The sequence below is a fragment of the Streptomyces sp. NPDC006923 genome (assembly GCF_040635655.1).
GTDB lineage: Bacteria > Actinomycetota > Actinomycetes > Streptomycetales > Streptomycetaceae > Streptomyces.
Map to the genome: position 1 here is coordinate 36,070 of NZ_JBEYIF010000013.1, position 13,501 is coordinate 49,570.

At 71.7% G+C, this 13,501-nt stretch carries 12 protein-coding genes; 6 read left to right on the plus strand and 6 right to left on the minus strand.

The genetic code is table 11. The features are described 5' to 3' along the window. Positions 1-20: 20 nt before the first annotated feature. Positions 21-1,619 (plus strand): hypothetical protein, encoded by a 1,599-nt coding sequence (locus tag ABZ707_RS24500; protein WP_360178821.1) that lies wholly within the window; start codon positions 21-23, stop codon positions 1,617-1,619. A gap of 71 nt (positions 1,620-1,690) precedes the next feature. On the opposite strand, the gene ABZ707_RS24505 is transcribed toward ABZ707_RS24500, so the two are convergent. After that, the gene (locus tag ABZ707_RS24505) at positions 1,691-3,190 is read right to left on the minus strand and encodes a PLP-dependent aminotransferase family protein (RefSeq protein WP_360178824.1); all 1,500 of its coding nucleotides are present in this window, start codon (positions 3,188-3,190) and stop codon (positions 1,691-1,693) included. 100 nt (positions 3,191-3,290) lie between these two features. Between ABZ707_RS24505 and ABZ707_RS24510 the strand changes: the two genes are divergently transcribed. The 4 genes from ABZ707_RS24510 (at position 3,291) to ABZ707_RS24525 (ending at position 6,755) form a co-directional block, all read left to right on the plus strand. After that, complete coding sequence (locus ABZ707_RS24510) at positions 3,291-3,959, plus strand: hypothetical protein (RefSeq protein WP_360178827.1); 669 nt, start codon at positions 3,291-3,293, stop codon at positions 3,957-3,959. Next, positions 3,956-4,720 carry a glycerophosphodiester phosphodiesterase gene (locus ABZ707_RS24515; RefSeq protein ID WP_360178830.1) on the plus strand — a complete coding sequence of 255 codons (765 nt, stop codon included), beginning with the start codon at positions 3,956-3,958 and terminating at the stop codon, positions 4,718-4,720. Before ABZ707_RS24510 ends, ABZ707_RS24515 begins: the two co-directional genes overlap by 4 nt. A gap of 40 nt (positions 4,721-4,760) precedes the next feature. Continuing rightward, positions 4,761-6,125, plus strand: a complete 1,365-nt coding sequence (locus ABZ707_RS24520; protein WP_360178833.1) for an MFS transporter — start codon at positions 4,761-4,763, stop codon at positions 6,123-6,125. A gap of 255 nt (positions 6,126-6,380) precedes the next feature. Then, complete coding sequence (locus ABZ707_RS24525) at positions 6,381-6,755, plus strand: RNA polymerase-binding protein RbpA (protein ID WP_003959706.1); 375 nt, start codon at positions 6,381-6,383, stop codon at positions 6,753-6,755. Positions 6,756-6,884: 129 nt separating this feature from the next. Here the strand turns inward: ABZ707_RS24525 and fxsA are convergent, their stop codons facing one another. From fxsA to ABZ707_RS24545, 4 genes are all read right to left on the minus strand, one after another. Further along, positions 6,885-7,490, minus strand: coding sequence for an FxsA family membrane protein (fxsA, locus tag ABZ707_RS24530; protein ID WP_360178837.1), 606 nt, complete (start codon positions 7,488-7,490; stop codon positions 6,885-6,887). 65 nt (positions 7,491-7,555) lie between these two features. After that, the gene (locus ABZ707_RS24535; protein WP_360178840.1) at positions 7,556-8,323 is read right to left on the minus strand and encodes a polyprenol monophosphomannose synthase; all 768 of its coding nucleotides are present in this window, start codon (positions 8,321-8,323) and stop codon (positions 7,556-7,558) included. Positions 8,324-8,870: 547 nt separating this feature from the next. Continuing rightward, positions 8,871-10,511 (minus strand): amidohydrolase, encoded by a 1,641-nt coding sequence (locus tag ABZ707_RS24540; protein WP_360178843.1) that lies wholly within the window; start codon positions 10,509-10,511, stop codon positions 8,871-8,873. A 369-nt stretch (positions 10,512-10,880) separates the two neighbouring features. Then, positions 10,881-11,321 carry an Lrp/AsnC family transcriptional regulator gene (locus ABZ707_RS24545; RefSeq protein ID WP_360178846.1) on the minus strand — a complete coding sequence of 147 codons (441 nt, stop codon included), beginning with the start codon at positions 11,319-11,321 and terminating at the stop codon, positions 10,881-10,883. A gap of 204 nt (positions 11,322-11,525) precedes the next feature. Here ABZ707_RS24545 and ABZ707_RS24550 point away from each other — a divergent pair, with 204 nt between their 5' ends. Further along, entirely contained in the window at positions 11,526-11,924 is a 399-nt protein-coding gene (locus tag ABZ707_RS24550; protein ID WP_360178849.1) for a hypothetical protein, read from the plus strand. A gap of 96 nt (positions 11,925-12,020) precedes the next feature. Here the strand turns inward: ABZ707_RS24550 and ABZ707_RS24555 are convergent, their stop codons facing one another. After that, positions 12,021-13,193 (minus strand): acyl-CoA dehydrogenase family protein, encoded by a 1,173-nt coding sequence (locus ABZ707_RS24555; RefSeq protein WP_360178852.1) that lies wholly within the window; start codon positions 13,191-13,193, stop codon positions 12,021-12,023. Positions 13,194-13,501: the final 308 nt, after the last annotated feature.

A 13,501-nucleotide genomic window follows, 5' to 3' on the forward strand; every position in this document is an offset into this window, starting at 1 on the left:
CGCACCGTCAGGAGACAGCCGTGGCCCGGCGACCACTTCCCCGCATTCTGAGCAGCGGCAGCGCCCAGATCGCCCGCGGTCGCGAGCTGGCCCGCTCGGCCGCCGACAGCGCCACGGACGTTTTCCAGCCCCTCATCACGGTCAGCCGCGGCCTGCGGCTGCTGACCGCCGGGGGCCGGCAGAAATGGGCCGCCACCCCCAAGGACCGGCGTGGTCCCGCGCTGTTCCTCGCCGCGGCCTGTGTCCTGGTGGTCGTGCTCCTGCCGTACGGACCGCTGCTGGTCCTGATCTCGGTGATGGCGGCGGCCGGCTGGAAGGGCCGGGACCGGGCGCCCGCGCGGACCGGGTCCGACGGCGCGGAGCCACGGCGGCTCCAGGCCCTCTACGAGGCGCTGGTGCCGTACTTCTCCGTGCCGGAGGACCCGAGGCCGCTCTTCGTCCACGGCGGCACCTGGAGCAAGGCGTTCAGCGGCCAGGAATTCGACAGCACCGGCCGGCTCACCCGGCTGCGGGTCACATACCCCCCTTACTTCACCGACGGCGAGCCCGCCGCGCGGGCCCGGATCGAGCATCTGCTGCAAGCCAAGTCCGGCCGCGGCCGGGAGTATCTCTTCGACTGGGACGAGGAGGCGAACCAGCTCTCGATGAGCGTGCTCCCCGCCCTGTCCACCTCCATCGCCGCCCAGCGCTTTGTCACCGTCCCCGGCGAGACCGTCCTCGGCTTCACCGACACCGGGGTGCAGCGCACCGTGCCGGTCCTCGCGGGCACCGAGCGCTGTGACGCGCCGGCCGTGGTCTGGCGGACCGGGCCCCGCTCGACGGAGCCGCATCTCCTGGTCGCCGGCCACCCCGGCAGCGGCGCGACAAGCCTGCTGCGCTCGATCGCGCTCCAGGCCCTCCAGCACGGCGAGGTGCTGGTCGTGGAGGGCAGCGGCACCGGCGAGTTCGCCTGTCTGCCGGGCCGCACCGGTGTGCTGGCCGTGGAGTGCGGACTGGCCGGCGCGCTGGCCGGCCTCGAATGGGCCGCGCAGGAGACCGAGCGGCGGCTGATCGCCGCCAACCGGGCCCGGCAGGCCGGTCATCCCCCGCCCGACGACACCAGGCGTCCGCTGTGGATCCTGCTCGACCGGCCGAGCGTCTTCGGGCATCTCGCCGCCGCCGACGGCCGGCCCGACCCCCAGCAACTGCTGGAGGTGCCGCTGCGCCACGGCAGGGCCGCCCATGTGACGGTGGTCGTGGCCGACCAGCTCGACAGCCTGGACTCGCTCAGCGAGGCCGTACGGACACACACCCGTGCCCGGGTCGTCCTGGGGCCCGCCACGTCCGCGCAGGTGGAGACGGTGCTGGGCGCGCCGCCGCACACCACGCCCACCCCGCACGTCCCGCCCGGCAGGGGGTACGCCCGGCTCGGCGCGGGTCCCGTGCTCCGCCTCCAGGTCCCGGCCACTCCCGACCCGTACGACAGCGCGACAAGCGAGGCGCACCGCCGGGCCGTCCTGGAGCTCCTCCCCGAGCCCCACCACACGCTCGACGAGACCACGGCCGCGCTGCCGGTCCAGGAACACGGGCAGGAGCGGGCAGCGGACCGCGTCACGGATCCGGTCCCGGCCGAGGGCTGACGGGGCGCACACCGGACCCGTCCCGGCATTCCCATGACGGGGATTTCTCCTGACGGGGGCCGCGCTCCCCGTCAGGCGACAAAGGTGCGCGGCGCGTCCGTACCGGTGCCCGCCCCGGTCTCCACCAGGCGCGCGGCGGCCGCGAGCCGGACCGCCGCCTCGACGGCCACCGGGCCGCTGACGGTGAACGGCAGCCGTACGTATCCCTCGAACGCGCCGTCGACGCCGAAGCGCGGCCCCGAAGGCACCCGTACCCCGACCCGCTCGCCCACCTCCGCGAGCCGCGAGCCGGACAGTCCCCCGGTGCGCACCCACAGCGTCAGCCCGCCGCGCGGCACCTCGAATTCCCAGTCGGGCAGCCGCTCGCGCACCGCCGTCACCAGCGCGTCCCGGTTCTCCCGGGCCTGAGCGCGCCGCAGGGTGACCGCCTCCTCCCAGCCGCCCGTCCGCATCAGCCAGCTCACGGCGAGCTGTTCGAGCACGGGGGTGCCGAGGTCCGCGTACGCGCGGGCCGCGACCAGGGACCTGATCACATCCGGGGCCGCGCGCACCCAGCCGATCCGCATCCCCGCCCAGAACGCCTTGCTGGCCGAACCGACCGTGAGGACCGTGCTGCCCGCCGGGTCGAACGCGCAGACCCGCCGCGGCATGTCGACATCCGCGTCCAGCGACAGTTCGGACATGGTCTCGTCGACGATCAGCACCGTGCCCGCCGAGCGCGCGGCCTCGACCAGGCCGCGCCGCTGGTCCTCGTCGGCCAGGGCGCCGGTCGGATTGTGGAAGTCGGCGACGACGTAGGCGAGCCGGGGAGCCGCGTCCCGGAACACCTGCCGCCAGCGGTGCAGATCCCAGCCGGCCAGCCCCTCCGCCATGGCGACGGGCACCAGCCTGGCGCCCGCCTCCCGCATGAGCTGGAGGATGTTCGCGTACGAGGGCGACTCCACCGCGATCCGCTCACCGCGGCCCGCGAAGAGATGACAGATCGCGTCGATCGCGCCCATCGCGCCTGTGGTGACCATGATCTGTTCCGGCATGGTCGGAATGCCGCGCTCGGTGTAGCGGTCGGCGAGCATCCGGCGCAGCGCGGGTACCCCGGCCGGATAGTCGCCGTGGGTGTGCGCGTACGGCGGCAGTTCCTCCAGCGCGCCCTGGACGCCCCGGGTCAGCCAGGGCTCGGGAGCCGGCAGGGCCGCGGTGCCGAGATCGATCATCGAGCCGAGCGACTCCGGGGGCAGCGGCTCCAGACCGCGTGCGGGCAGCGGATTCCCCGCCGGCACAGCGGTCCAGCTACCGGCGCCCCGGCGGGATTCGAGGAAGCCCTCGGCGCGCAGCGCCTCGTAGGCGGCGGCCACCGTCGTACGGCTCACGGACAGCGAGAGCGCCAGTTCGCGTTCGGCCGGGAGGCGGGCGGCGACGGGGACCCGGCCTTCGAGGACGAGCAGCCTGATGCCGTCGGCGAGGGCCCGGTAGGCGGGCGGGCGGCGCGTCCCGGCGCCGGCGGGGCGGCTCTGCTGGGCGGTCAGCTGCCGGGCGAGCTGGGCCACACCGACCGCTGAAGTCCACTGAGCCATGAAAATCAGTCCACCTTCCCCGAATTGGCCATGGCTGGCCACAGCCTGCCCGCCACAGAGTGCCATGTACCAGTCCACCATCCCACCAGGGAGCAGCAACGTGTCCCTCACCTCCGGTCTCCGGGGCGGGCGTCTTCCCCGTCGGCTGTCTCAGCTCTACGCCGGTCTCGCGCTGTACGGGGTGAGCTCGGCGCTGCTGGTGCGCGGCGGCCTCGGCCTGGAGCCGTGGGGCGTCCTGCACCAGGGACTGGCCCGGCTCACCGGTCTCACCATGGGCGTCGTCTCGATCATCGTGGGCGCCGGGGTGCTGCTGCTCTGGATCCCGCTCAGGGAGCGCCCGGGACTCGGCACGGTCTCCAATGTGTTCGCGGTCGGGATCGCGATCGACGCCACACTCGCCCTGGTCCCGGACGCTCACGGCCTCCCCGCCCGCGTCGCGCTGCTGATCGCCGGTGTCGTCCTCAACGGCGCGGCCACCGGCCTCTACATAGCGGCCCGCTTCGGTCCGGGGCCGCGCGACGGTCTGATGACCGGGCTGCACCGGCTGACCGGCCGCTCGGTCCGGCTGGTGCGTACGGCGATCGAGGTGGCCGTCGTCGCCACCGGTTTCGCGCTCGGCGGCTCGGTGGGCCTCGGCACGCTGCTCTACGCCCTCGCCATCGGACCGCTGGCCCAGCTCTTCCTGCGCGTCTTCGCCATCCCGGCGGCGCGTCCCGGCAGCACGGCCGTCGCCGCCGGGTCACCGGAGCAGGCCATACTGCGGCGGTGACTCGCCCACCTCACCCCTACCTGGACCGGCCGGTCCCGATCGCGTTCGCCCATCGCGGCGGCGCGGCGGACGGTCTGGAGAACACCGCCGCCGCGTTCCGGCGCGCCGCCGGCCTCGGATACCGCTACTTCGAGACCGATGTGCACGCCACGGCCGACGGCCGGCTCGTCGCCTTCCACGATCCGACCCTGGACCGGGTGACCGACTCCCGGGGCCGGATAGCCGACCTGCCGTGGGACGAGGTGCGCCGGGCCCGGGTGGCGGGCAGCGAACCGCTGCCGCTCTTCGAGGAGCTGCTGGAGGAGTTCCCCGAGGCCCGCTGGAACGTGGACATCAAGGCGGCGCCCGCACTGGTCCCGCTGGTCGAGCTGATCCGCAGGACCGGGAGCTGGGACCGGGTGTGCGTCGGTTCCTTCTCCGAGGCCCGGGTGGCGGGCGCGGCGCGGCTCGCGGGCCCCCGGCTCGCCACCTCGTACGGCGTACGGGGCGTGCTCGGCCTGCGGCTGCGCTCGTACGGGATAGCCGCCGCCGTCCGGCCGGGCGCCGTGTGCGCGCAGGTCCCCGAGAAACAGAACGGCGTCCGGGTGGTCGACGAGCGCTTTGTCAGGACGGCGCACGCGCGCGGCCTCCAGGTCCATGTCTGGACGGTCAATGAGCCGGATCGGATGGAGGCTCTCCTGGACCTTGGCGTGGATGGCATCATGACCGATCATCTGGAGACGCTGCGCGCGGTACTCACCGCGCGGGGAGCCTGGTCCTGACCGGGCGGGCGTCGACGCGGGGAGAGCGAGGGGGCGCGGGGTGACCGCCGACACCGTGGACCGGGCCGACAGGGCGGCGGACCGCAGCCGCGAGCAACGCGGCTGGTATTTCTACGACTTCGCGTGCTCCGTCTATTCGACGAGCGTGCTCACGGTCTTCCTCGGGCCGTATCTGACCTCGGTGGCCAAGGCCGCCGCCGATGCCGAGGGCTTTGTCCATCCGCTGGGCATACCCGTGCGCGCGGGCTCGGTCTTCGCCTACGCCGTCTCCGTGTCGGTCGTGGTGGCCGTGCTGGTGATGCCACTGGCCGGCGCCGCCGCGGACCGTACGGGGCGCAAGAAGCCGCTGCTGGCCGCGGCCGCCTATCTGGGTGCGGGCGCCACCGCGGGCATGTTCTTCCTGGACGGCGACCGTTATCTGCTGGGCGCGCTGCTGCTGATCGTGGCGAACGCCTCACTGTCGGTGTCGATGGTGCTCTACAACGCGTTTCTGCCGCAGATCGCCGGGCCTGAGGAGCGCGACGCGGTCTCCTCGCGGGGCTGGGCCTTCGGCTACACATCGGGCGCGCTCGTGCTCGTGCTCAATCTGGTGCTCTACACCGGCCACGACTCGTTCGGCCTCTCGGAGTCCGCGGCGGTCCGGATCTGTCTGGCCTCGGCCGGTGTGTGGTGGGGCGCCTTCACGCTGGTCCCGCTGCGCCGGCTGCGCGACCGCCGGGTGCCGCGGTACGCCAAGGGCACCGAAAACACCGAGGGCGCCGTGGGCACCGGCTGGCGGCAGCTTGTGGCCACCCTGCGGGACATGCGCCGCCATCCGCTGACGCTGTCCTTCCTGCTCGCCTATCTCGTCTACAACGACGGCATCCAGACGGTGATTTCGCAGGCTTCGATCTACGGCTCCGAGGAACTGGGCCTGGACCAGACAACTTTGATCACGGCCGTGCTGCTGGTACAGATCCTGGCGGTGGCGGGCGCGCTGGGCATGGGCCGGATGGCCAGGTCGTACGGGGCCAAGCGCACCATCCTGGGTTCGCTGGCCGTCTGGACGCTCATCCTCGTATCCGGGTATTTCCTGCCCGCCGGGGCGCCGGTGGCGTTCTACGCGCTGGCCGCGGCGATCGGGCTGGTGCTGGGCGGCAGCCAGGCGCTGTCCCGTTCGCTCTTCTCGCATCTCGTGCCGAGCGGGAAGGAGGCCGAGTACTTCTCCGCCTACGAGATGAGCGACCGGGGACTGAGCTGGCTGGGGCCACTGGTGTTCGGTCTCGCGTATCAGCTCACGGGCAGCTACCGGGATGCGATCATCTCGTTGGTGGTCTTCTTCGTACTCGGATTCGGCCTGCTGGCAAGGGTGCCGGTCAGACAGGCCATCGCGGCGGCGGGAAACCCCGTGCCGGAGCGGATTTAGACGTTGAAGTGAAAGGGCGGTAGTGTACGCGTTTGGCCTGCCGGGCGGACCGTTACTGCGTATTGTGGAAATCAATTCGTTGGGTGACATCTCCTGGTAGATGTGACAAACCGGGCACTGGTGGGTACAACAAGGGGCGGCACGACGGGCGACGCATGACCCGGAACGGGAATCTTTACCGCCGACCGGACGTTGACCGGATGACGACGACAGCGACACCTGTCCTGTGGGCGACAAGCCCGGGAGGCACGATTCATGAGTGAGCGAGCTCTCCGCGGCACGCGACTTGTGGTTACCAGCTACGAGACGGACCGCGGCATCGATCTGGCCCCGCGCCAGGCGGTGGAGTACGCATGCCAGAACGGCCATCGATTTGAGATGCCGTTCTCGGTAGAGGCGGAAATTCCGCCGGAGTGGGAGTGCAAGGCGTGTGGCGCCCAGGCACTCCTGGTGGACGGGGATGGCCCCGAAGAGAAGAAGGGCAAGCCTGCGCGTACGCACTGGGACATGCTCATGGAGCGGCGCACACGCGAGGAGCTGGAGGAAGTGCTGGCCGAGAGGCTGGCGGTCCTGCGCTCCGGCGCCATGAACATCGCCGTGCATCCGCGGGACAGCCGGAAGTCCGCCTGACCGCGTAGCCACCGCACAAGACAAACGACAACAACACAAGCCGTGGGCCCCGTCACACCGTGTGTGTGCCGGGGCCCGCGGCTTGCGCGCCGTTCCGGCGCCCGTGGAGTGAACGGCCCCGTCAGCGCGTCAGGGGGTGAGCGGCGGTCGCGGACCCTTGCCCTCGTCGTCCTCGCGGCGAGGCCGCTCGTCGTGCTTGATGACCTCGCCCTGGACCACCTTGCCGTCGGGCCGGCGCATCCGGGCCTGCTGGAATGCCTCGCCGAGGCTGCCGGGAGCGGCCACGGCGCTCATCCGCCGCTCCAGCGAGCGCTCCGTGTAACGGCTCAGAAACGCGCGCACCGGCGGTACGAGCAGCACCAGCCCCAGCACATCGGTGATCAGCCCCGGCAGCATGATCAGCAGACCGCCGAGCATCAGGAAGCCGTTCCCGCCGCCGCCCGAGCCGGTGTCCGGGCCGGGGACCTCTCCCGGGTGCTCCCGCTGCTGCCGCTGCTGACGTTGGAGCGTCTCGGTCAGATTGCGGAAGGCCCGGCGCCCGGCGCTCTTCATGACCACCGCGCCGAGCACGACCCCGCCGACGAGCAGCAGCAGGACCGAGAGTCCGCCCGCGATGTCGCCCACGACGGTCAGCAGCCAGATCTCCAGCACCAGCCAGACGGCGAAGGCGAGCGGGATGAGGGTGCGAGCACGGGAACGCTTGGGAGCGGTGCCGGTCGGATGCGCTGTCGTCATGTCCCCAGTGTGCCTGGGACCACATCTGAACCGCGTATGAGGGCAGTCAAAATGACCGCCCCGGATCAGCCGGACTTACGGCCGAGCAGCCGGTTGGCCCTGGACTCGACACCCCACGCCGTGACCCGCCAGAGCGCCTCGACGACGATGTCACGGCTCATCTTGGAATCCCCCAGGGCCCGTTCGACAAAGGTGATGGGCACCTCGACCACATGGAAGCCCGCGTCGACGGCGCGGCGGGCGAGGTCGACCTGGAAGCAGTACCCCTGGGAGGAGACGGCGTCGAGGCCGAGCCCCTCCAGGGTCTCCCTGCGGAAGGCCCGGAAACCGCCGGTGACATCACGGATCGGGACGCCGAGCAGGACGCGCGAGTAGGTGCTGCCGCCGCGGGAGAGGATCTCTCTGCTTCTGGGCCAGTTGACGACACGGCCGCCCGGCACCCAGCGTGAACCGAGGACCAGGTCCGCCCCCTTGAGGGCGGTCAGCAGCCGGGGCAGTTCCTCGGGCTGGTGGGAGCCGTCGGCGTCCATCTCGATCAGTACGTCGTAGCCGTGCTCGATGCCCCAGCGGAAGCCCGCGAGATAGGCGGCGCCGAGGCCCTGCTTGCCCTTGCGGTGCAACACCTTGACCTGGCCGTCCTCGGCGGCCAGCTCATCGGCGATCTTGCCGGTGCCGTCGGGGCTGTTGTCGTCGGCGATGAGGATGTCGGCCGCGGGCACCGCGGCGCGCACCCGGGTGACGATGGGCCTGATGTTCTCGGCCTCGTTGTAGGTCGGGATGATCACCAAGGCTGTACCGAGCGGGCCGTACCGCCTCTGATCACCGTCGTTCACTACTGCCCCTTAGTCGCCGTGCTCCTGTGCACACCTTAGCGAGCACGCGGGGGGCGGCGAGCACCGTGGTGGTCCGACGGAGCGGGGGCGGGGGGCGATGTCCGGAGATGGCGCCCGGAACCGGAGATCTCGTACGGAGACGAACTGCGGATCGGGACCCGGCGTCCTTCGGGCCGACCTGGGACCCGCTGGCTGCGGGTCGACCGAAAGCCGTTGTCTACTGAACGCCGGGCCCCACCCGGGTCGCACCCGCCGGCCGGCTTGCCCCTTCCCCGGCCCCCTGAACACGGGCGCTGGACCTGGCTCCCAGCGGTGGTGCGCCGGTGCGGCACACCACCCCATGGCCCAGCGGTGTTCGAAGACTGCGTGAAGGTTGCCGGACGGACGTCCTGTGGTGGACCCGGCCGAACCTACCCGCCGGTGGCTACTTACTGTCAATAGCCGTTTGACCTGCGGTGTTGCCGCAAATCACCAGGTCAGCGGGGAAGATCCGCAGGTCGCGGCGGAGGGCGGCGGGCATCGGTCGGCGGTACGAAATGTCCGTACGTCACTCATTCGGTCGCACGAACACCGTCCGCCCGAACACCACCGTACGCAGGCATTCGGGCAGCGGACGGCCCGGGGTGAGATCCGGCAGACCGGGCGTACCCGAGCGCGGATCGGTGGACCAGCGCGCCACCCGGTCGTCGGGGGCCTGGACCACCAGCTCGTCGGTGCGCCAGACGGCGTAGTCGGCGGGGGCGCCGGGCACGAGGGTGCCCGCGTCGTCCCGTCCGACGGCCCGCCAGCCGCCCCGGGTGTGGGCGGTGAAGGCGGCACGCACCGAGATCCGGTGCCCGGGAGTGCGGTGGAACGCCGCCGCCCGGACCGCGCCCCAGGGATCCGTCGGGGTCACCGGGCTGTCCGAGCCGAAGGCCAGCGGGACACCGGCGCGCAGCAGCCCGGCGTACGGATTGAGCGTGCGCGCGCGCTCCGCGCCGAGCCGTCGCGCGTACATACCGTCCTCGCCGCCCCAGAACGCGTCGAAGGCCGGCTGCACGGAAGCGGTGAGCCCCAGCTCCGCGAAGGCGGAGATCGTCTCGGGGGTGAGCATCTCGGCGTGTTCGACGCGGTGCCTGGCCGCCCGGACACGCGCCGGGCCCAGCCGCTCGGCAGCGGCCCGCACACCGTCGACGACGGTGCCGATCGCGGCGTCGCCGATGGCGTGGAAGCCGGCCTGCAGCCCGGCCTCGGTGCAGGCTGCGACATGGGCCGCGATCGCCGCCGCGTCAAGATGAGCGGCACCGCTGTGCGCGGCGTCCGCGTACGGATCGCGCAGAGCGGCGGTGTGGGAGCCCAGCGAACCGTCGACGAAGAGATCACCGGCGGCCCCGACGGCGCCCAGCTCACGGACGCGCCTGGCGCCCTTCTCGTCGGTGATCTGCTCGGCCCAGTAGCCATGGAGCCGCGGTCCCGGTTCCTCGGCCGCCAGCTTGAGGAGCGAGGTGAAGTCCTCCTCGTCGGAGATGTCCGGCCCCCCGCACTCATGGAGGGTCCCGATGCCGAGCGACGCGGCCCGGTGCCGGGCAGCCCGCTGGGCCTCGGCCCGCTGGCGCGCGGTGATGGCGCCGTGGGCCGCCGCGCGTACGGCGTGGTGGGCGGCGCCGGTCAGCGGGGCGTCCGGGTGGTAGCCGGTGAGTGAGGTGACACCGGGGACGAGATCGAGCAGGGCGGTGGTCACCACCGCCGAGTGCACATCGATCCGGGGCAGATACAGCGGCCGGCCGCCCGCCGCCTCGTCGAGTTCGGCGCGGGACGGGGGACGCTGTTCCGGCCAGCGGCTGGAGTCCCAGCCGTGACCGAGAAGAATCCGGTCGCCCGGGTGCGCGGCGTGGTGGGCCCGTACGAGCGAGAGGGCCTCGGGCAGACCGGCGGCGCGGGAGAGATCGAGGCCGGTGAGGGCGAGGCCGGTGGCGGTGGTGTGGACATGGGCGTCGGTGAACGCGGGCGTGACGAGCGCGCCTTCGAGGTCGACGACCTCGTCGACACCGGAGGAGAAGGCGTCCGCGGCGCCTTCGGAGCCGACCCAGGCGACGTGGCCGCGTTCGACGACCATGGCGGTGGCGAAGGGATCGGCGGGGCTGTGGACTTCGCCACCGCGCAGCAGGACGGTGCGGTGTTCGCTCTGGGGGGAGGTGCGGTCGTTCATGTGCCCAGTCTCGCGGGTGGGGGGCGGGTGGGGCGGTGTGGGGGTGCGAAGCCGGGCCCCGGGTGCCCAAACGCCCGGCGAGTGAGCCGAAGGGGCGCGGTGGTGTCGTAAGGGAGAGCGCGCGGAGGTTCGCGAGGAACGAGCGAACCGAGCACGGTCGACCGTCGACACCACCTCAAAGCGCCCCGGAGGCGAACCGAGCCCAAAAAAAAGGGGGTGCGTGAGCCGAAGGGGCGCGGTGGTGTCGTAAGGAAGAGCGCGCGGAGGTTCGCGAGGAACGAGCGAACCGAGCACGGTCAACCGTCGACACCACCCCACAGCGCCCCGGAGGCGAACCGAGCCCCCAAAGAAGGAATACCGAGCCCTCTCTCAAAACGACGGCGGCCGCGACTCGTACGGCGTCGACAGCACCACCGTCGTGCGGGTGGAGACCCCGGCCAGGGAGCGGATGCGGGTGAGCAGGTCCTCCAGTTCCAGGGGGGCCGCCACGCGTACCTTGAGGATGTAGTTCTCGTCGCCCGCGACGCTGTGGCAGGCCTCGATCTCGGGGATGACGGCCAGCCGGTCCGCGATGTCGTCGGGGGCGCTGGGGTCGAACGGCTTCACCGAGATGAAGGCCGTCAGAGGCAGGCCGACCGCCTCCGGGTCGACGACGGCGGCATAGCCGCGGATGACTCCGCGCTGCTCCAGTCTCCGTACGCGCTGATGCACCGCCGAGGTGGACAGGCCGGTGGCCTTGCCCAGGTCGGTGTAGCTCATCCGGCCGTCCTTGACGAGCAACTCCACGATCTGACGATCCAGCTCCTCCATATGGATCAACCTATGGCCCAGGCCGGTTTCCGGCACAGTCGGCGGCGGCCAGCCGGGGCATCTGCGAAGGGCATGTGACGAAGGACACAGGCTCGCGACCGGGTCCGTCGAGACCTCGCGGTTACCTGGCTCGCCGGAGGGGAATTGCTTGCTGTGGTCGAGACCACAAGTGCCTGGTCGGCCCACCCGAGGGGGAATGTCTCCATGCAGAGTTTGAAGCGATCCGGACGTGGCGAACCGGAGCCTGTTGATCTTGTCGATCCCGACGAGCTCGACTTCTACGACACCTTCGAGATGTACCGGGTCGTCTGCCCCGACTGTGTGCAGCCGATCGCGCTGCTGGCGGACGAGGACGTCCTGCCGGAGCACGCGCTCTGCCCCTCCCCGTGGAATCCGTTCGTGCTGTCGGTGTGCGCCGGTACGGGACGCCCGGCGGCGGACGCCCGGCCCGCCGACGAGACGGTCGAGGCCCAGGAGCAGGACACCGCGCTGCTGTTGACGCTCCCTCAGGGGCTCGACTGGCGGACGCAGCCCTTCTCGCACGTCGGCGGCCCGGGCTCGCGCCCGTTCAAGGTGCCGACGATGCAGCGGCACGCCGCCTGAGACAGCATCTCGCAGGGCCCCCGGCACGATGACTGATCGCAGGTCAGAGAGCGGGCCGGGGAAGCCGGTCGAGCGATGGGCGCTGTCACGCCGTGGTCAGCGGGTCTCCGGGCCCGCGAGATGCCGTGCGATCACCATGCGCTGGATCTGGTTGGTGCCTTCCACGATCTGCAGCACCTTCGCCTCGCGCATGTAGCGCTCCACGGGGAAGTCCGTGGTGTAGCCGTAGCCGCCGAGCACCTGCACGGCGTCCACGGTGACCTTCATCGCCGCGTCCGTGCAGAACAGCTTGGCCATGGCGGCCTGTTGGGAGAACGGCCGGCCCGCGTCGCGCAGCCGTGCCGCGGCGAGGTACAGCGACCGCCCGGCCTCGATCTGGGTGGCCATGTCGGCGAGCAGGAAGCGCAGTCCCTGGAAGTCCGCGATGGGTCTGCCGAACTGCAGCCGTCCCGTGGCGTATCCGACCGCCTCGTCCAGCGCGGCCTGGGCGACACCGATGGCGCAGGCGGCGATGCCGAGGCGGCCCGAGTCCAGCGCGGACAGCGCGATCGCGAAGCCCTGTCCCTCCTCGCCGATCCGGCGGTGGTCGGCCACCCGTACGCCGTCGAAGTGCAGTTGGGCGGTGGGCGAGCCCTTCATGCCCATCTTCTTCTCGGGAGCGGCGGCGTTCAGGCCGGGCGCGTCGCACGGCACCAGGAAGGCCGTGATGCCCCGGGCGCCCTCTCCGCCCGTACGGGCGAGCACGGTGCAGAAGTCCGCGATGCCACCGTGGGTGATCCATGCCTTGGTGCCGGTGATGATCCAGTCGTCACCGTCCCGTACGGCCTTGGTGCGCAGCGACGCGGCGTCCGAGCCGGAGGAGGGCTCGGAGAGACAGTAGGCGCCGAGGAGACCGCCGCCCAGCATGGCCGGGAGGAACTCGGCCCGCTGCTCCTTGCTGCCGTACCCGGCGAGGGCGTGGCAGGCGAGCGAGTGGACGCTGACGCCGAGGCCGACGGTGAGCCGGGCCGCGGCGAGTTCTTCGAGTACCTGGAGGTAGACCTCGTACGGCTGGTCCCCGCCCCCGTACGCGGAGTCGTAGGCCAGGCCGAGCAGGCCCGATTCGGAGAGCAGGGTGAAGAGTTCGCGCGGGAAGTGGCCGCTGTCCTCCTCCTCGGCCGCCCTGGGGCTGATCTCCCGCTGGATGATGTCGCGTACGAGGGCGACGAGGTCCTTGGACTCCTCGGTGGGCAGCTGACGTTCCACCGGCTGCGGGGCGCGGTCGGACATGGCGGCGCTCTCCTCCCTGTCGGGGCGCTGCGGCGGTCGCGCGCGCAGGGTGTGGCGGCGCCGCCGGCTGGGGTCCGGGGGTGCCCCCGGACAGCAGTTCTACCCAGCCGATGCTGCCCTCCCGGATCGCGGAAGCGGCTGACCAGCGGCTGTGGCGCGTTGAGTATGCCCGATCGGCGGTCCGTCGTCACGGGTCGGAAGCCCCCTCCTCGTACGGCGGAACTTGGTCCGCACCATTGACCCCAGTGGTCTAGTCCTTCTAACGTCCCCCTGTGCGCGTTCCGCGTTCATGCCAAGTCCATCTCCGA

Excerpts from the sequence above, each read along its gene's own strand:
- ABZ707_RS24540 (WP_360178843.1), bottom strand. The coding sequence starts at position 10,511 with ATGAACGACCGCACCTCCCCCCAGAGCGAACACCGCACCGTCCTGCTG.
- ABZ707_RS24525 (WP_003959706.1), top strand. The coding sequence starts at position 6,381 with ATGAGTGAGCGAGCTCTCCGCGGCACGCGACTTGTGGTTACCAGCTAC.
- ABZ707_RS24555 (WP_360178852.1), bottom strand. The coding sequence starts at position 13,193 with ATGTCCGACCGCGCCCCGCAGCCGGTGGAACGTCAGCTGCCCACCGAG.
- ABZ707_RS24545 (WP_360178846.1), bottom strand. The coding sequence starts at position 11,321 with ATGGAGGAGCTGGATCGTCAGATCGTGGAGTTGCTCGTCAAGGACGGC.
- fxsA (WP_360178837.1), bottom strand. The coding sequence starts at position 7,490 with ATGACGACAGCGCATCCGACCGGCACCGCTCCCAAGCGTTCCCGTGCT.
- ABZ707_RS24505 (WP_360178824.1), bottom strand. The coding sequence starts at position 3,190 with ATGGCTCAGTGGACTTCAGCGGTCGGTGTGGCCCAGCTCGCCCGGCAG.
- ABZ707_RS24550 (WP_360178849.1), top strand. The coding sequence starts at position 11,526 with ATGCAGAGTTTGAAGCGATCCGGACGTGGCGAACCGGAGCCTGTTGAT.